14 protein-coding genes are annotated in these 17,095 nt (G+C 73.6%); 9 read left to right on the top strand and 5 right to left on the bottom strand.

Annotation, left to right across the window (positions count from 1 at the left end):
* The first annotated feature begins 50 nt into the window (after positions 1–50).
* Genes ACIBQ1_RS15055 through ACIBQ1_RS15080 form a run of 6 tightly spaced genes read left to right on the top strand, consistent with a single transcriptional unit; the run spans position 51 to position 6,682 of the window.
* Positions 51–1,247, top strand: a complete 1,197-nt coding sequence (locus ACIBQ1_RS15055; protein WP_397277729.1) for an ROK family transcriptional regulator — start codon at positions 51–53, stop codon at positions 1,245–1,247.
* Positions 1,248–1,272: 25 nt separating this feature from the next.
* Positions 1,273–2,619: an ABC transporter substrate-binding protein gene (locus ACIBQ1_RS15060; protein ID WP_397277731.1), complete on the top strand. Its 1,347-nt coding sequence runs from the start codon at positions 1,273–1,275 to the stop codon at positions 2,617–2,619.
* Position 2,620: 1 nt separating this feature from the next.
* A complete protein-coding gene (locus ACIBQ1_RS15065; protein ID WP_397277732.1) occupies positions 2,621–3,550 on the top strand; it encodes a carbohydrate ABC transporter permease in 930 nt (309 codons plus the stop codon).
* The gene (locus tag ACIBQ1_RS15070; RefSeq protein WP_397277734.1) at positions 3,547–4,440 is read left to right on the top strand and encodes a carbohydrate ABC transporter permease; all 894 of its coding nucleotides are present in this window, start codon (positions 3,547–3,549) and stop codon (positions 4,438–4,440) included. Before ACIBQ1_RS15065 ends, ACIBQ1_RS15070 begins: the two co-directional genes overlap by 4 nt.
* A complete protein-coding gene (locus tag ACIBQ1_RS15075; RefSeq protein ID WP_397277736.1) occupies positions 4,437–5,696 on the top strand; it encodes a 6-phospho-beta-glucosidase in 1,260 nt (419 codons plus the stop codon). The genes ACIBQ1_RS15070 and ACIBQ1_RS15075 overlap by 4 nt, the downstream gene beginning before the upstream one ends.
* A complete protein-coding gene (locus ACIBQ1_RS15080) occupies positions 5,696–6,682 on the top strand; it encodes an N-acetylglucosamine kinase (RefSeq protein ID WP_397277738.1) in 987 nt (328 codons plus the stop codon). Before ACIBQ1_RS15075 ends, ACIBQ1_RS15080 begins: the two co-directional genes overlap by 1 nt.
* A gap of 100 nt (positions 6,683–6,782) precedes the next feature.
* Here ACIBQ1_RS15080 and ACIBQ1_RS15085 read toward each other — a convergent pair whose 3' ends face one another.
* From ACIBQ1_RS15085 to ACIBQ1_RS15100, 4 genes are all read right to left on the bottom strand, one after another.
* Positions 6,783–7,253 (bottom strand): Lrp/AsnC family transcriptional regulator, encoded by a 471-nt coding sequence (locus ACIBQ1_RS15085; RefSeq protein ID WP_397277740.1) that lies wholly within the window; start codon positions 7,251–7,253, stop codon positions 6,783–6,785.
* Between the two features lie 24 nt (positions 7,254–7,277).
* Entirely contained in the window at positions 7,278–7,871 is a 594-nt protein-coding gene (locus ACIBQ1_RS15090; protein WP_397277742.1) for a GTP-binding protein, read from the bottom strand.
* Positions 7,872–8,144: 273 nt separating this feature from the next.
* Positions 8,145–8,996 carry a terpene synthase family protein gene (locus ACIBQ1_RS15095; protein ID WP_397277744.1) on the bottom strand — a complete coding sequence of 284 codons (852 nt, stop codon included), beginning with the start codon at positions 8,994–8,996 and terminating at the stop codon, positions 8,145–8,147.
* 110 nt (positions 8,997–9,106) lie between these two features.
* Positions 9,107–11,713, bottom strand: coding sequence for a CHAT domain-containing protein (locus ACIBQ1_RS15100; protein ID WP_397277745.1), 2,607 nt, complete (start codon positions 11,711–11,713; stop codon positions 9,107–9,109).
* Positions 11,714–11,794: 81 nt separating this feature from the next.
* On the opposite strand from ACIBQ1_RS15100, the gene ACIBQ1_RS15105 reads away from it, so the two are divergent.
* The 3 genes from ACIBQ1_RS15105 (at position 11,795) to ACIBQ1_RS15115 (ending at position 14,245) form a co-directional block, all read left to right on the top strand.
* Positions 11,795–13,132 carry a S8 family peptidase gene (locus ACIBQ1_RS15105; RefSeq protein WP_397277747.1) on the top strand — a complete coding sequence of 446 codons (1,338 nt, stop codon included), beginning with the start codon at positions 11,795–11,797 and terminating at the stop codon, positions 13,130–13,132.
* Between the two features lie 73 nt (positions 13,133–13,205).
* Positions 13,206–13,787 (top strand): RNA polymerase sigma factor, encoded by a 582-nt coding sequence (locus tag ACIBQ1_RS15110; RefSeq protein WP_397277749.1) that lies wholly within the window; start codon positions 13,206–13,208, stop codon positions 13,785–13,787.
* Between the two features lie 5 nt (positions 13,788–13,792).
* A complete protein-coding gene (locus tag ACIBQ1_RS15115; protein WP_397277751.1) occupies positions 13,793–14,245 on the top strand; it encodes a hypothetical protein in 453 nt (150 codons plus the stop codon).
* A 6-nt stretch (positions 14,246–14,251) separates the two neighbouring features.
* Here the strand turns inward: ACIBQ1_RS15115 and ACIBQ1_RS15120 are convergent, their stop codons facing one another.
* A complete protein-coding gene (locus ACIBQ1_RS15120; RefSeq protein WP_397277752.1) occupies positions 14,252–17,038 on the bottom strand; it encodes an AAA family ATPase in 2,787 nt (928 codons plus the stop codon).
* Positions 17,039–17,095: the final 57 nt, after the last annotated feature.

Here is a 17,095-nt window from a genome sequence, read left to right on the forward strand (position 1 = left end):
TCCCTATGTTCCGAGTTAGGAAAGTTTCCTAACTCGCAAGGAGTCCATCCGTGAGCGGTCCGGTGCCTGGGACCCCCAGTCTGCTACGCGCCATCAATGATCGCGCCGCCCTGCAGGCACTTCTCGAACGCGGTCCGCTGACCCGTCCCGAGATCGGCACCCTCACCGGGCTGTCCAAGCCGACGGCGTCCCAGCTCCTGGCCCGGCTGCAGGAGGCCGGGCTGGTGGTGCTCGACGGCATCAGGGAGGGCCTGCCGGGGCGGACGGCGGAGGTCTACCGCATCAACCCGGCGGCGGCGTACGTGGCCGCGCTCGACGTCACGCCCGACCGCATCGAGGCCAAGGTGGCCGACATCACCGGCGCGATCGTGGGCGAGCACACGCTGCCCACCCCGCGCCGGCCGCACGGCGAGCTGGTGGACCGCCTCAACGCGGCCCTGGAGGGCGCGAGCCCGCCCGACAAGCTGCGCCGGGTCGTGATCGGCGTGCAGGCCGCGATCGACCCGTCCACCGGCCTGCTCGGGTACGCCGCCGCCAAGGACGTACCCGGCTGGCAGATCCCCGACCTGGTGCCCACGCTCGGCGCGGGCCTGGGCGTGCCGGTGGACGTGGAGAACAACGTCAACCTGGTCGCGGTGGCCGAGCAGGCGCGCGGGGCGGCCCAGGGCCATCAGGACTTCGTGCTCCTGTGGGCCGACGAGGGCATCGGCTCGGCCATCGTGCTGGGCGGCCGGATGCACAGGGGCGCCACGGGCGGCGCGGGCGAGGTGGGCTACATGCCGACCCCGGGCGCGCAGACGGCCCGCGAGGCCGGCCGCTACGCCAACCACGGCTACCAGGCGCTCACCGGCGGCCCGGCGGTGCTGAAGCTGCTGCGCTCGTACGGCGTGCGCGGCGCCGACTTCCGGCACGCGGTCGCCAACGCCGTGCGGGCGGCCGGGGGGAGCGGCCAGAAGGCCGACGACGCCAGGGCGGGGCTGCGCGACATCGCCGCCCGCCTGGCGGTGGGCCTGGCCGCGATCACGTCCGTCGTGGACCCCGGGCTGATCGTGCTGACCGGCGGCGTCGTGCTGTCGGGCGGCGAAACCCTGCGCGAGCTCGTCGAGCACGAGTTGCACGCGCTCACCATCCCGCAGCCCCGGGTCCGGCTGTCGAACGTCGAGGGCAACCCCGTCCTCGCCGGGGCCCTCGACCTGGCTCTCGCCACCGTGCGCGAAGAGGTTTTCAGCTCAACCGTTCCAACATGAACCACCATGGCAGGAGGCACCCCCCGTGCGCTTCGTCCCCTTGGCGGTCGCCGCGGCTCTCGCGCTGACCGCAAGCACTCTGACCGGGTGCACAGCCAACAAACAGGCAGGGCCCTCGCTGGGCGCCCAGCCCCGACCCTCAGGCTCGGCCTCGCAGGCGCTTCCCGCGGCCACGCTGGAGCTGTGGCACGGGTTCTCCACGGACGCCGAGGTCAAGGCGTTCGAGGAGGCCATCGCGGGCTTCAACAAGAAGTTCCCGCAGATCACCGTCAAGGCCGTCAAGAACGTGCAGGACGACCAGATCACCCAGGCCATCCGGGGTGGTAACGCGCCCGACGTGGCGGCCTCGTTCACCACCGACAGCGTGGCCCAATGGTGCAGGTCGGGATCGTTCCAGGATCTCACGCCGGTGATCAAGCAGGACGGCATCGACCTGTCGGTGCTGCCCGAGGTGGCGCGCTCGTACTCGGGCTTCGAGGGCAAGCAGTGCACGCTGCCGCTGCTGGCGGACGCGTACGGGCTCTACTACAACAAGAAGCTGATGAAGGGCGAGCAGCCGCCCAAGACGTTGAGCGAGCTGACGGCGCTGGCCAAGAAGCTCACCGTGCGCGACCCCGACGGGACGATCAAGGTGGCGGGGTTCATCCCGAGCGTCCAGTACTACGAGAACAGCCCCACCCACCTGGCCCCCATGGTGGGCGCCAAGTGGTACAACGACGACGGCACCTCGGCCATCGGCTCCGATCCGGCCTGGAAGCGGCTGCTGACCTGGCAGAAGGAGCTCGTCGACTGGTACGGCTACGCCAACCTGGAGAAGTTCCGCAAGAGCCTGGGCGACGAGTGGAGCGCCAAGCACCCGTTCTACCAGGGCAAGGTGGCCATGGTCCTGGACGGCGAGTGGCGTAACGCCATGATCGCCAACGAGGCGAAGGACCTCGACTACGGCACCGCTCCCCTGCCGGTCGCCGACGACCGCCCCGACCTGTACGGCAGCGGCTTCACCGCGGGCACCGTGATCGGCGTGCCGAAGGGCGCCAAGCACCCGCAGCAGGCGTGGGAGCTGGTCAAGCACCTGACGACCGACACCACCTCGCTGGTGACGCTGTCGAACGCGCTGCGCAACGTGCCCACCACGAAGGCGGCGATGGACTCCCCCGACCTGGCCAAGGACGCCAATTTCACGACGTTCCTGAACATCTTCGCCCACCCGAAGACCTCGACGATCCCCGCCAGCGTGAACAGCGTCTTCAACCAGGAGGTCATGGGCACGTTCATGACCAAGTGGGAGAAGGGCTCCGTACCCGACGTGGACGCCGGGCTGAAGGGCGTGGACAAGCAGATCGACGACAAGCTGAAGCTGTCCGGGGGCTGAGGTGACCGCGCTCGCTGAGGTGTGGCGGCGCCGCGAGGGCCTGCGGGCCCTCGTGTGGCTGTCGCCCTGGATCGCCGGGGTTTCGATCTTCTTCGTCTACCCGCTGCTGTCCACCGTGTACTTCTCCTTCCACCGCTACGACATGTACACCCTCGAGTTCGCCGGCCTGGACAACTACCGCTACCTGTTCCAGGACCCCAGGGTGCTGACCTCGGCGAAGAACACGCTGTGGCTGGTGGTCATCATGGTGCCGGCGACCGTGCTGTGCTCGCTGGCGCTGGCGCAGCTCGTGGTGCGGCTCAAGGCCGGCGTCGGGCTGTTCCGCACGATCTTCTACCTGCCGTCGCTGGTGCCGCTGGCGGCCGGCACGATCACGTTCGTCTTCCTGATGAACCCGGCCACCGGGCCGTGGAACCAGTTCCTGGCGCTGTTCGGCATCCAGGGGCCCGACTGGTTCGGCGACCCGGCCTGGTCGAAGCCGAGCCTGACGCTGCTGTCGCTGTGGAGCTGCGGCCAGCTGGTCGTGATCTTCATGGCGGCGCTGCTGGACGTGCCCAGGCACCTGTACGAGGCCGCCGCCATCGACGGGGCGGGCCCGTGGCGGCAGTTCCGCAGCGTGACGCTGCCCGCCATCGCGCCCGTGCTGATGTTCTCCCTGGTCACGAACGTCATCTACGCCCTGCAGTACTTCACGCAGGCGATGATCGCCTCCCGGGTGGCCTCGGGCCAGACCGACTCGCCGGGCAGCTCGTTCTCGCCCGGCTACCCGGACGAGTCGCTGCTGACGCTGCCGCAGTGGCTGTTCCAGGTCGGCTTCCGCGACTTCTCCATGGGGTACGCGTGCGTGCTCGCGCTGCTCCTGTTCGGCACCTCGATGATCTTCACGCTGATCCTGCTGCGGCAGTTCCGCAGGACCGAGGAGGGCGCATGAGCGCGACGATCACGGCGCCGCCCCGGCCGGTGGCCGCGCACGCCCGCCGCGACGGCGTCCGGGCCCGCAGGCGGCGGATCCTGGTGTGGATCGCCACGCACGCCCTGGCCATCGCGCTGGCGCTGATGTTCCTGGCGCCGGTGGTGTTCATCGGGCTGACCGCGCTGATGAGCGACCAGCAGGCGCTGACCAGCGACCTGTGGCCGCGCAGCTGGAACTGGGACAACTTCGCCGTGGTGTTCGAGAAGTCGATGCTGCTGCGGTGGCTGGCCAACACGCTCATGTACGCGGTGCTCGGGACCGTCTTCACCATCGTGTCGTCGGTCCCGGTGGCGTACGCGCTGGCCAAGTTCCGCTTTCCGGGGCGGCGGCTGGCGTTCCTGCTGGTGATCACCGCGATGATGCTGCCGCCGCAGGTCATCGCGGTGCCGATCTACCTGGTGTGGGCCCGGCTGGGGCTGACGGACAGCCTGTGGCCGCTGATCCTGCCGATGCTGTTCGGGGACGCGTTCTCGATCTTCCTGCTGCGGCAGTTCCTGGTCACGATCCCGCGCGACTACACCGACGCGGCCAGGGTGGACGGGTGCTCGGACTTCAAGACCCTCGTCAGGGTGGTCCTGCCGATGGCCCGCCCGGCCATCGCCGCGGTCGCCCTGTTCCAGTTCTTCTACTGCTGGAACGACTACTACGGGCCGCTGCTGTACGCCGGCGTCGAACAGGATCATCTGACGCTGTCGGTCGGCCTGGCCACGTTCAAGGCGTTCCACAGCGTGCAGTGGAACCTCACCATGGCCGCCACGCTGCTGGTGACCGCACCGGTGATCATCGTGTTCTTCTTCGCCCAGCGAGTGTTCATCGAGGGCGTTACTTTGACGGGAGTGAAGGGTTGAAACTGGCCGTGGTCGGGGGCGGCTCGACGTACACGCCTGAGCTGGTCGACGGCTTCGCGCGGTTGCGCGACGAGTTGCCGGTGACGGAGATCGCCCTCATAGATCCCGACGCCGCGCGTCTGGAGCTGGTGGCGGGCGTGTCGCGGCGGATGCTGGCGCACGCCGGGCACCCCGCGCGTGTGCTGGCCACCTCCTCGGTCGAGGAGGGGGTCGCGGGGGCGCGGGTGGTGCTGTTCCAGCTCAGGGTGGGCGGGCAGGCCGCGCGGGAGGTGGACGAGACGCTGCCGCTGCGCTGCGGGTGCGTGGGGCAGGAGACGACGGGCGCGGGCGGGCTGGCCAAGGCGCTGCGCACGGTGCCGGTCGTGCTGGAGATCGCCTCGGTGGTGCGCGCGCTCGCGCCGCAGGCGTGGATCGTGGACTTCACCAACCCCGTCGGCATCGTCACCCGAGCCCTGCTGGACGCCGGGCACCGGGCGATCGGGCTGTGCAACGTGGCGATCGGCTTCCAGCGCCATTTCGCCGCCGGGCTGGGGGTGGACCCCTCGCGGATCTCGCTCGGCCACGTCGGGCTGAACCACCTGACCTGGGAGCGGGCCGTCTACCTGGACGGCGAGGACGTCCTGCCGTCGATCCTGCGCTCGCAGGGGCAGGAGATCGCCGACAGCCTCGGGCTGCGGCTCGGGCTGCTGGAGCGGCTGCGCTCGATCCCCTCCTACTACCTGCGCTACTTCTACGCGCACGACGCCGTGGTGCGCGAGCAGCGCGCCAAGCCGTCGAGGGCGGCCGAGGTCGCGGCGCTGGAGCGGCGGCTGCTGGAGATGTACGCGGACCCGGCCGTGGTGACCAAGCCGGAGCTGCTGTCGGAGCGCGGCGGGGCCTTCTACTCGGAGGCGGCGGTGGCGCTGATCGCGTCGTTGCTCGGGGACCGGGGCGACGTCCAGATTGTGAACGTTCGCAACGGCGGCACGCTGCCGTTCCTCGACGACGCGGCGGTGATCGAGGTACCCGCGACGGTCGGCGCCCAGGGCGCGGCGCCGCTGCCGGTGCCGCCGGTCGAGCCGCTGTACGCCGGGCTGATCGCGCACGTGTCCGCGTACGAGAGCCTCGCCCTGGAGGCGGCGCTGCACGGCGGCGCGGACCGGGTGCGGGACGCCCTGCTCGCCCATCCGCTGGTCGGGCAGGACGAGATCGCCGAGGAGCTGACGAGTCTGCTTCTTGAGGCGAACCGCGCGCACCTGCCGTGGACGGTGGGCTAGTGGCGCGCCCGCGGCTCGTGCTGGCGGTCGACGGCGGCAACAGCAAGACCGATGTGGCGGTGGTCTCGGAGCACGGCGAGGTGCTGGCCACGGGGCGCTCGGGCCCGTTCGTGCCGCAGCGCGACGGGGTCGCGGCGGCGGTGGGCGTGGTGCGGGACGCGCTCACCACCTTGGGGCCGGGTCAGGTGCCCGAGGGCGGGTTCGACCACGTGTCGGCCTGCCTGGCGGGGGCGGACATGCCCGTCGAGGAGGAGGCGCTGGCGCGGGAGTTCGCGGCCGGGGGGTTCGGCGCGGACGTGGTGGTGCGCAACGACACGTTCGCGCTGCTGCGGGCCGGCGCGTCCGCCTCGTGGGGGGTGGCGGTCGTGTGCGGGGCCGGCATCAACGCGGTCGGCGTCTCCCCCACCGGCAAGGTGGCCCGCTTCCCCGCCCTCGGGCGGATCAGCGGCGACTGGGGCGGCGGCCAGGGCCTGGCGGAGGAGGCGCTGTGGCACGCGGTCCGCGCCGAGGACGGGCGCGGCGTGCCGACCGCGCTGACCGGGCTGATCACGTCCTACTTCGGCACGGCGACGGTCGAGGAGTTCGTGCTGGAGATGCACTTCGGCCGCCTGAGCGAGGAGCGCCTGCACGAGCTGTCGCCGGGGGTGCTCGCCGCGGCCGCGGGCGGGGACGCGGTGGCCAGGTCGCTGGTGGAGCGGCAGGCCGAGGAGGTGACGGTGATGGCTGAGGTGTGCCTGCGCCGCCTGGGCCTGCTGGAGACGCCGACGGAGGTGGTGCTGGGCGGGGGGCTGCTGACGGCCCGCGACCCGCTGCTGACGTCGCTGCTGGACTCCTCCTTCGCGGTACGGACGCCGCGGGCCAAGCCGGTGCTGGCCGACATGCCCCCGATCGTGGGCGCGGCCCTGCTCGGCCTGGAGCACCTGGACGCCGCGGAGACCGCCAAGACCCGCCTGCGTGCCCGCTACGAGCCGCCTGGCACGGGCTGAGCCCCGCCCTGGCGGCCCGCGCCGGGGCACGGCGACGTCGCGCCGAGCGGGTGCCTCGGCGCGGCGTCACGGCGGCTGGGGGCCCGGGGCGGGCGGGTGGTCAGGTGTCCGAGGTGGCGGGGGCCTCGTCGGCCACCTCGGGGGCGCGGTGCTCGTACGGGGTGCTGAGCACGACCGTGGTGCGGGTCGAGACGTTGGCCGAGGCGCGGATCTGCTGCAGCAGGTCCTCCAGGGCCGTCGGCGAGGCGACGCGGACCTTGAGGATGTAGCTCTCGTCGCCCGCCACGCTGTGGCACGCCTCGATGGCCGTCAGGTGGGCCAGCCGCTCGGGGGCGTCGTCGGGCGCGGCCGGGTCGATCGGCTTGATCGACACGAACGCGGTCAGCGGCAGCCCCACCGCCTCATGGTCGATGATCGCGGCGTATCCGCGCACGACCCCGCGCTTTTCCAGGCGGCGTACGCGCTGGTGCACCGCCGAGACCGAGAGCCCGGTCTCCCTGGCCAGATCGGTGAAGCTCATGCGGCCGTCGCGGGCCAGCAGCGTGACGATCCGGCGGTCGATCTCCTCCATCGCCAAAAGGTTAGCCGGTCATGGTCACGACATGGTCCCGACGGGCGAGGCTCCCATGCGCATCGCGTGCTCGACGAGCGTGATGAGCACCTCCCTGCCGGAGTCCTTCTTGCGGGCGTCGCAGCGCACGATGGGGATCTCCGGCTCCAGGCCGATCGCCGAGCGCACCTCGCCGACCGTGAACGGCCTCGATCCGTCGAAGCAGTTGAGCGCCACGATGAACGGCTGTTCGCGCTTCTCGAAGTAGTCGACGGCCGGGAAGCAGTCGTCGAGGCGGCGGGTGTCGGCCAGCACGACGGCGCCGAGGGCGCCCATGGCCAGCTCGTCCCACACGAACCAGAACCGTTCCTGGCCGGGCGTGCCGAACAGGTAGAGCATGTAGTCGTTGGCTATGGTGATGCGGCCGAAGTCCATGGCCACGGTCGTGGTGAGCTTCCGCTCGACGCCCGACAGGTCGTCGATGTGCGTGCCTACCTGGGTGAGCGCCTCTTCCGTACGCAATGGCCGGGTTTCGGACACGGCGCCGACCATGGTGGTCTTGCCCACGCCGAAACCCCCGGCGATCAAGATCTTGATCGCTGTCGGCAGCCGCCAACGGTCAGAGCGACCGAATTCCATCCAGCACCGCCTGTACATCTCCCGCGCATGCACAACCCCGCCCCTGAGGTGCCTTGGTCAGTGGTACCTGTCAAGGTGCATCGAGAAGGTCGCTCCACATGCCTGGCATCCAGACACCCTAGCAACGCCACATTTTCCACTCAAGCCGCAATCTTTTACAAGAATCAAAATGTCACGGTTTGTCGTGGGGCGCGCCCTTATTGCCAGATCTAACAGTCAATATGTCAAGCCTGTCTGTCAGGTAATCCGACAAGCACCTTAGCTTGTCGCACTTTAGCCCGAAATGCCAACGAAACCCGCGTTGAAGCCGATCCGTCTTCGCAGGTAGACGGCGGTTCGGGGGCTCCCGGCGCGTACCGGCGCGATGAGCCCGGCCGCCTCGCGGGCCAGGGCGGCCATCGCCTCGTTCACCTCGGCGCGGCTGACGCCGAGCGCCAGGACGTTGAGGTCGCCCCAGCTCATGTCCTTGCGGTAGGAGGCCACGTCGCCGAGCAGGTGCAGGTAGCGCTGGACCTTCCCGCTGACCGCCCGCAGGTCCTCCAGGTGCGCCCTGGCCCAGTCGTCGGCGGTGTAGATCCAGTGCGAGACGTCCACGAAGCACGAGCCGCGGCTGTCGGCGTTGTCGAGGAAGCGCTCCAGCGTCGGAACGGCCCCCGTGTCCCGCCACGCCCACGCCCTGGCCATGCCCGCCAGCGTCCGGGCGAGCTGGTCGCGCCAGATCCACCGCAGGTCGTCGAACTCCTTGACCGTGCCCAGCTCGTCACGCAGGTCGGCCAGGAACCGGGTCGCCGCCGAACGGGGCACGGCGCCGTCGGCGACCGACAGGCACTCGCGGATCAGGCCGTCGACCTGCCCCCGGGTGGTCGCGGTGTGGTCCACGAGGCGTTCCACGGCCATGACCCACAGAGCGGCCCGGTTGGCGACCTTCAGGAGCTCGGCGCCGGCCCAGGGGGCGCTGAAGGCCGTGGAGAGGGTCAGGGCGGTGTAGGACTCGGCGCCGAAGGCGGCCGAGGGGAACAGCCCGCTGTACATCTGGGCGCAGCGCCGCAGGTCCCTGCCGCATTCGGCGGCCAGCGCGCATGTCCTGCCGAGCTCGAACGCCTCGTCCAGCTCGTCGTCCGGCACCCTAGGGCCGCTCGATCAGCTCGCGGATCATGGACAACCGTCCCCCACTACGCGGAAATCCATCTGTCAGGGAATTGTTTCATGATCGCGCGCCTCCGATCAATGGCCGATCAGCCTGCCCCGATGGCGATGAACGACACGTCGTCGCCCCTGGCCCGGCACAGCGCCTCGGCCAGCCCGAGCCCGCGGCGCAGGCCGTCGTGCAGGCCGAGCATGACGGGCACGGCGGTCTCGTCGTTCACGGGGACGACGCTGGCCACGATCCCGGCGGTGCCGAGACGGAGCAGGGCCGTGGCCAGGCCCAGCAGCTCGTCGGCGCCGACGGCGGCCATCTGGCCGGAGTCGCAGCTGGACAGGACGAGGTGGTGGGGGGCGCGGCGCAGGCGTTCGAGGTCGTAGCCGGTCAGGGGGCCGTCGTCGAGGTGGAGGGAGGAGAACAGCGGGCTGTCGGCCCTGAACGTGCCGTGCGCGGCCAGGTGGGCGAGCAGGCTGCCGTCGATGGCCGCCAGCACCGCGGGCGCGGTGGCCCGCCCCTCCGCCAGGACGGAGACGTCGTGGTCGCTTCCGGCGTACAGGCGGGCGATCTCGCGTACCTCGCCATCGGCGTGGGCGACTCCCGGACCGCGGACGAGGGCGATGCGGCCGCCGTCGGGGCGCGGCGCGGACCCGGCGCGCAGCCACGCCCCCGCGGAGGGGGCGACGGTGAAGGGCCGGCGGCGCAGGGACGGCAGCAGGCCCCAGGGGGTGGTGTGCAGGGTGCTGGGCGGAACCACGACCAGCGGCTGCTCGCCGAGCAGGCCCGCGACCGGGCCGAGCACCGCCGCCTCCAGCCGGGCGCCCAGGTCGTGGAGCTCGCCCTGGTCGGGATGGCGTTCGTAGGCGAGGCGGCGCAGCCGGGAGCGGGCGAACTCGACCTCGGCGACGGCCCGGTCCATGGGCCCGGCGGTGTGGCGGCGCACGGTGCCGTCGCCGCAGAGCAGGACGTGCAACGTGCCGTCCACCGCGACCAGCTCGGCCAGCCGGCCCCCGCCCAGGGCTTCCAGGAGCCGTCCGGTCCGGTCGCCGTCCGGGCGCTCACGCCCGCTATAGGTGCGCCCCGTGGTGTGCCCGGTGATGTGCAGCGTGGCCGACCGTACGCGGGACTCCAGGCGGCTCCGGTCGCGCTCCAGGGCCGCGGCCGAGGCGGCGCCCTCCTGGCGGGCCTGGGCGAGCAGGTGCTCGGCCTGCCGCAGGGCGGCGAGCTGGGCGAGGAGCTCGTCGTCCGCCGGCGGGCTCACGGCGGGCACGGCGAGCGAGGTGGCCCGCCACCGCTCCGTCCAGGCCAGCAGCCGGCGGGGCCGGCCGACGCGCAGCAGGTGCCGCTGGGCGAGCGTGACCAGCTCCGCGCCCTGGGCCGTGGCCAGCGCGTGCAGCTCGGACGAGCCGAACGTGAGCCGGTGCTCCTCGATGAGCGCCAGCCCGGCCCGGCAGGCGTGCAGCAGGCGGCGCGGCTCCCCCGCCGCCTCGGCCCTGAGCGCCTCCGCCAGCCAGCCGCCCGCCCGGGACGTGGCGGGTCCCTTGTGCCGGACGCCGGCGGCCCTGGCGAGATGCCGCTCGGCCACGCCCGGTTCGCCCAGGGCGAGCGCGATGCGCCCCGCCAGCAGGTGCGCCTGCCACACCTCCGGCGACCCCAGCCCGGCCAGCCGCGCGGCCAGCCGCCGGGCCTCGCCCAGCGAGGTGCGCCGCGCCGGGCCGTCCGGGGTGGCGTGTTCGGCCTGGAGGACGATCAGGCGGGCGTGCTCGGACCACCACGCGCGGTGCTGGCGGGCGAACAGCCGCCGGGCCTCTCCCGCCCGCTCCCCGGCCGTGGCCGGGTCGCCGCTCTGGAGGGCGGCGCGGGCGGCGATGAGCAGCAGTTCGGCGCGCCGGGTCGCCTGGCCGCGCAGCCGGGCCAGCAGCCGCAGCCCTCCGTCGGCGTGGTCGAGGGCGTCCCTGGCGAGCCCGGCGGCCAGCAGGACCGCGCACCGGTCGCCGACCAGGTCGAACATCGGCGTGCCGAGCGTGCCGAACCGCCGCTCCGCCTCGTCCAGCAGGGCCAGCGCCGCGGGCAGGTCACCGGTCCTGAACGCCGCCACCCCCCGGTTCTGCACGGCCACCGCCGAGTCGTGCTCCTGCCGGGTCGGGCCCAGCATGTCCTGCGCCGTGCGGAAGTCCGCGTCGGCGGGCTGGACGGCGCCCAGGGCGAGCTGGACGTGCCCGCGCAGGGTCAGCGCCCGCGCCGCCCACACCGTGTCGCGGGCGGCCAGCAGCGCGGGCACCGCGTCTTTCAGGTCGTCGAGCGCCGGCCCGTGCCGGCCCAGGATCCACCGGGCCCCCGCGCGGCGGAACAGCACCCGCGCCCGCGTCGTGCCGTCCGCCCGCGTGGCGGCCCGGTCGAGCGCCGACAGGCCCGCCCGCGTACGCCCGGACTGCAGCAGCGCGATGCCCAGCGTGGCCAGCACGTCGGTCTCGCGGTCGGCCGAGCCGGAGCGCCGCGCCAGGCGCACGGCGTGCCGCAGCTCCGCGATGGCCGCCTCGAGGTCGCCGAACTCACGGTGCAGGATCCCGAGCGCCTGCCTGGCGATCGAGGACTCGTACGGCCCGCTCCCGCCGGCCAGCAGCGCCCTGGCGGCCGCCAGGGCCTCCCGGGGTCTCGCGAAGACCATGGCCAGCAGGTCATGCGGATCTTCCCGGGACACGGCACGATCGTAGACCTCTGTTGTATCAGCCGGCCCGGTGATGGCTCATACACACGTACACCGCAAGGAGGGACGCAGAGGATGACCCCATCGGACACCCGGTTCTGGGAGCAGCTGGAGATACTCAACGCGGCGCTGCCGGACGGCATGCGCGCGGTCGCCGGTCCCGAGGGGGCCGCGCCGGGATCCGCGGTCCAGCCGCGCTTCGCCCACCTCGACGGGCACATCCTGGTGCGCGACGCCGACGCGGGCCGGGCCGCCGCCGCCGTACAGCGCCTGCAGCCGGGGCCCGACACGGTCCGCGTGGTCGGGGCGAGGAGCGCCGGCCGGAGCTCCATGCGCCGGCTCTGCGTCGGCTCCAGGGACCCGCACCGGACCGTCGAGCACCTGGCCCGCGAGGACATCGCGTCGAGCCTCGTCCACTTCGTCACCGTCGCGGGCGTCAACCTGTGCCCCGGGGACGAGCCGGTCCCGAGCGCCGGGCCGCTCAACCCGCCGCTCTCCGGCCGCGACCGGGGGGCGGGGGTGAGCGTCGCCGTCCTCGACACCGGTCTCGTCCACGACTACCTCGACCACCAGTGGCTGGCCCAGAGCTCCGGCATCCCGAACATCCCCAAGGTCGACGGCGACGTCACCGCCCCCGGCGACGAGCTCGACCCCGACGGCCTCATCAAGCCGTACGTGGGCCACGGCACCTTCATCGCCGGCGTGCTGCGCTGCGTGGCGCCCGCCGCGGACGTGCGCGTCTACAACGCCTTCCCGTACGCGGGCGCCGCGCTGGAGGACGAGCTGGGTCACACCCTGCTGCGGATCCTCGACGAGCACGGCTGGCCGGACATCGTCTCCCTGTCGGCCGGCACCAGGACCGCCGACGCGAGCGCGCTGCTCGGCCTGGCCGACTTCGTGGACGAGCTGGCCGCCCACCCGGGCACGCTGCTGGTGGCCGCGGCGGGCAACGACGGCGAGACGCTGCCGTTCTGGCCGGCCGCGTTCTCCACGGAGCCGGTCAACGCCTCCGGCGACGTGGTGCTGTCGGTGGGCGCGCTGCGCGAGGACGGGCTCGGCCGGGCCTGCTTCAGCAACCATGGCGACTGGGTCACGGTGTACGCGCCGGGCGAGCGCCTGGTCAACGCCTTCACCTCCGGCCCCTACCAGTACGGCTACCCGCACCGCACCACCTGCCGCTTCGCCGACCCGGCCCACTACCCCGGCTGCACCTGCGTGGCGATCCTCCAGGAGGGCGACAAGGCCGGTTTCACCGGACTGGCGGCCTGGAGCGGCACGTCGTTCGCCACGCCGATCGTGGCCGGGATGATCGCGGCCCGGATGTCGCAGGAGCAGGTGTCCGCGCGCGTGGCCGCGGCGCAGCTCCTGGCGGGGCGGCTGGCCGTACCGGATCTGAGCGGTTTTCTCCGATGATGATGAGTTGCCCGCCCAGCGGCGGTATGCGAAATATATTGGGCTTCCCGCCCAGATATAGGGAGCTACCGCCGTGGACGACACCGCAACCCTGGTCGCGGCTGCCGGGGACGGCGACGCGGGGGCGTGGAAGGAGCTCTACCAGCGCTACAGCGGCCTGGTGTGGGCCGTGGCGCGAGGCTACCTCGTGAACGACTCCGACGCCCAGGACGTGTGCCAGACGACGTGGTACCGCTTCGCCGAGCACCTGACCAGGCTCCGCGAGCCCGAGCGGGCCGGCTCCTGGCTGGCCACCACCGCCAGGCACGAGGCGCTGCGGGTCCTGCGCACCAGCGGCAGGGCCCTGCCGGTCGGCGACCTGGAGCTGATGGGCCTCGACGCCGACGCGCGCTCGCCCGAGTTCCTGCTGCTGGAGGCCGAGGAGGCGGGCGAGCAGGCCGAGCGCGAGCGGGAGCTGTGGAACGCGTTCGAGGAGCTGCCGGAGCGCTGCAGGCGGCTGCTGCGCCTCCTCATCGCCGATCCCCGGCCGAGCTATCAGGAGATCGCGGACGGGCTGGACATGCCGGTCGGCGGCATCGGCCCCAATAGAGGGCGGTGCCTCAAGCGCCTGGCCGTCCTGATGAACCGGCGCGGCGTGAACGGCATCCGGGGGTGAGCGGCATGGACGACGCCATCGACGAGAGGGACATGGAGCTGGAGGAGCGGCTGCGGGCGGCGGCCGGGCGGCTCGACCCGGTCCCGGACGCGCTGTTCGAGGAGGCGATGCTGGCCTACGCGCTCAGGTCCCTGGACGCGGAGCTGGCCGAGCTGACGTTCGACTCGTGGGAGGAGCTGTCGGCCACCCGGGTGCGCGGCGGGGGGCGGGCGCGGCTGCTGACGTTCGCCACCGGGGAGGTCGTCGTGGAGCTGGAGGTGACCGGCAGGCGGCTGGTGGGGCGGGTGACGGGCGGCAGGCCCGCCGAGATCGTCGTGCAGCGGCGGGACGGCGGCACGCCGGTGCGCGCGGACGAGCTGGGCCGCTTCACCACGGGCGAGCTCGCGCCGGGCCCGCTCCGGCTCCGGGTCAGCCCCGACCGCGGCGGCCCCGTGGTGACCACCTGGATCCTCATCTGACCGTGGTCAGGCCGGCCGCCCGTGAGGCCGTCCGTGCGCCGCGAGCTTGGCGGCCAGCGCGGCCCGTGAGCCGATCCCGAGCTTGGTGTAGATCTTGCCGAGGTGGTACTCGACGGTCTTGACGCTGATGAGCAGTTCCCTGGCGATCTGCCGGTTCGTCAGGCCGTCGGCCGCCAGCGTGGCGGTGCTGAGCTCCTGGGGCGTGAGCCCGAGCCGTACCGTCGCCGGCGGCTCCAGCCCGCACGCCTCCAGCTCCCGCGCGCAGCGGTCCACGAGCGGGCGGGCCCCGAGCCGCTGGAAGATCGCGCGGGCCGCGCCAAGCCGGTCAGCGGCCGCCCTGCGCCGGCCCGTGCGGCGCAGCAGCCGGCCCAGGTCGAGCAGCACCCGTGCCTCCTCCAGCGGGCACGCCCCCGCCGCCAGCGCGAGCGCGCGGGCGAAGCGCTCCTCGGCCTCGTCTGGAACGTTCCTGGCGGCGAGCAGCAGGCCCGCCAGCCTGAGCCGGCCGGCCTGTCCCGCCGGGCCGCTCTCACCGAACAAGGCCAGCGTCCGCTCCGCCTCCTCCAGCCGCCCGTCGGCCACCAGCGCCTCGATCCGCCCCGGCCTCGGGTCGGGCACGAACACCTCGCCCGCCCCGTCCACCGTCCCGGCGGGCTCGGTGCCGATGAGCGCCAGTGCCTGGTCCGCCTGCCGCTCCCCCATCGCGTGGCGCAGGCGGCGGGCGGTGGCGCGGGCGGCCATGGCGTGCGCGAGTGCCCGCTCGTGCTCGCCGCGTGCCGCCAGCGGTGCCACGCAGGCGACCTCCAGGCACGGCAGCAGCCACTGCTGCCCGAGCGTCCTGGCCTCGGCGAGGGCCTGTTCGGCGCGGGCGGCTGCTTCGTCCCAGCGCGCGCTCCGGTGCTCGGCGACGGCCAGCAGCGCGGCGGCCAGCAGCCGGTGGTGCGGCAGCCCGGCCTTGGCCGCCGCGCCCACGACCGTCCTGAGCACCGCGCACGCCTGCTCGGGCGCGCCCCGTGCCAGGTGCGCGAGCGCCGCCGCGAGGCCGCCGGGCGCGGTGCCGGGCGCCTCTCCCCGCGCGAGCGCGAGGCCGTCGGGCGGCGCGGCGCCAGGCGCCCCTCCCGGCACCGGCGCGAGGCCGTCGGGCGGCGTGCCGGCGCCGGGTGCCCCGCCCAGCGCCAGCACGTCGTACGGCCTGGCGACCGCGCCCGCGATGGGCTGTTCGATCGCCAGGCGGGCCCAGCTCACCGCCGCCTCCCGGTCTCCGCCGACCAGGCGCAGCCAGGCGAGCTGCTCGGCCACGTCGGCGGCAAACCCGGGCTCCCGGTGCCGCCACGCCTGCGCCAGCAGCTCGCCCGCCTCGTCGAAGCGTCCCGAGGCCAGCGCGAGCCGTCCCAGCACGTACCGGCGCACCGGGCGCGGGTCGGCGTTTCGGGCGGCGGCGAGTTCGGTGGCGCGGATCACGTCGCCCCCGACGAGGACGTGTTCCAGCACGGCCGTGGACAGCTCGTCGCGGCGGGCCGCCGACTCGGTCAGCCCGGCGGCCAGGTCGAGGTGGGCGGCGGCCTCCTGCCACTGCCCGTGCTGGGCGGCCTTGGCGGCGAACCCGGCCAGCTCCTCGGCCAGCGCCTCGTCGGGCCCGCCGGCCGCCGCGGCCCGGTGGCGCAGGGCCGTACCGGTGTCCTCGGTCAGGCGGGAGGCGGCCAGGTGCAGCCGCGACCGGACGCCGGCCCCGAGCCCGTCGTAGGCGGCCGCCCGCGCCAGCGGCTCGGCGCAGCCGACCAGGCGTCCGGGCAGCTCGCGAAGCAGCCCGGCGCCGACGGCCTCCTCCAGCGCGTCCAGCGGCTCGTCCAGGCCGCCCGCGCCCGCGTCGGCCGCCATGTCAGCCACAGCGCCGCCCGCCGTGTCAGCCACCGTGCCGCCCACCGTGCCGCCCACGGCGCCGCCCACAGCGCCGGCCATTGCGGCTGCCACGTGCAGCGGGCAGCCCTCGCCCAGGACGGCGCACGCGGCGACGAGCGCGCGGGCGGCGGGGGCGCAGGCGTGCAGGCGGCGGGCGAAGGAGCGCAGGTACGTGCCCGGGGCGGGCAGTCGCGAGCCGGGATCGGCCAGGACCCGGACGGGGAGCGCGGCCAAGAGGGCGCGGGCGTGCAGCGGGTTGCCGAGCGTGTGCTCGCGCAACCGCGCGGCGGCCCGGCGGAGGCCGGGCGCGCCCGCCGTGCGCGCGGTGTCGTCCCCGGCCGAGATCAGCTCGGCCAGGTCGGCCGCGCCCAGGCCGTCCAGCGTGACGTGGAGCGTGCCGTCGCAGGTCAGGAGCCGGCGCAGCCCCTCGGGCAGCCACGGGCCTGTGACGTCGCGGCAGGCCAGCAGCACGAGCACGCGCCCGGCCCGCACCCGCCGCAGCACGTAGGACAGGGCGCGCAGCGACGGGGCGTCCGCCCACTGCACGTCGTCGACCAGCACCACCAGAGGAGCCTGCGCCTGGAGCGCGTCGATCGCCCCGCGGAGCACCTGCCCGGCGGCGCACGGGCCCTGCCCCGCGGGCGCGGGCACAGGTGCTCCCAGATACGCCGCCTCGTCCAGGAGCTGGCGCACGACGCCGAGCTCAAGCGCCTGTTCGCTCTCCTCGCCGCTGGCCGCCAGCACCCGCGCGCCGCCGGTCGCGAGGAGCCGGTGGACGAGCGCCGTCTTGCCGATCCCCTCGGGCCCCTCGACGAGCGCCCTCCTGGCGGATCCCCCGTCCGCCGCGCGCAGTTCGGCGCCCAACAGGGCGAGCTCCGCTGTCCTGCCGACGAACATGAGCGCTCCCTCCGCCCCCCTCGCATTCCCAGAGGGCGGGCGGCGGCCCCTGATACA

The organism is Nonomuraea sp. NPDC050153 (assembly GCF_044460125.1).
Classification (GTDB): domain Bacteria; phylum Actinomycetota; class Actinomycetes; order Streptosporangiales; family Streptosporangiaceae; genus Nonomuraea.

Coding starts and splice junctions, on each gene's coding strand:
- ACIBQ1_RS15070 (WP_397277734.1), top strand. CDS start 3,547: ATGAGCGCGACGATCACGGCGCCGCCCCGGCCGGTGGCCGCGCACGCC.
- ACIBQ1_RS15085 (WP_397277740.1), bottom strand. CDS start 7,253: ATGGAGGAGATCGACCGCCGGATCGTCACGCTGCTGGCCCGCGACGGC.
- ACIBQ1_RS15090 (WP_397277742.1), bottom strand. CDS start 7,871: ATGGAATTCGGTCGCTCTGACCGTTGGCGGCTGCCGACAGCGATCAAG.
- ACIBQ1_RS15105 (WP_397277747.1), top strand. CDS start 11,795: ATGACCCCATCGGACACCCGGTTCTGGGAGCAGCTGGAGATACTCAAC.
- ACIBQ1_RS15115 (WP_397277751.1), top strand. CDS start 13,793: ATGGACGACGCCATCGACGAGAGGGACATGGAGCTGGAGGAGCGGCTG.
- ACIBQ1_RS15120 (WP_397277752.1), bottom strand. CDS start 17,038: ATGTTCGTCGGCAGGACAGCGGAGCTCGCCCTGTTGGGCGCCGAACTG.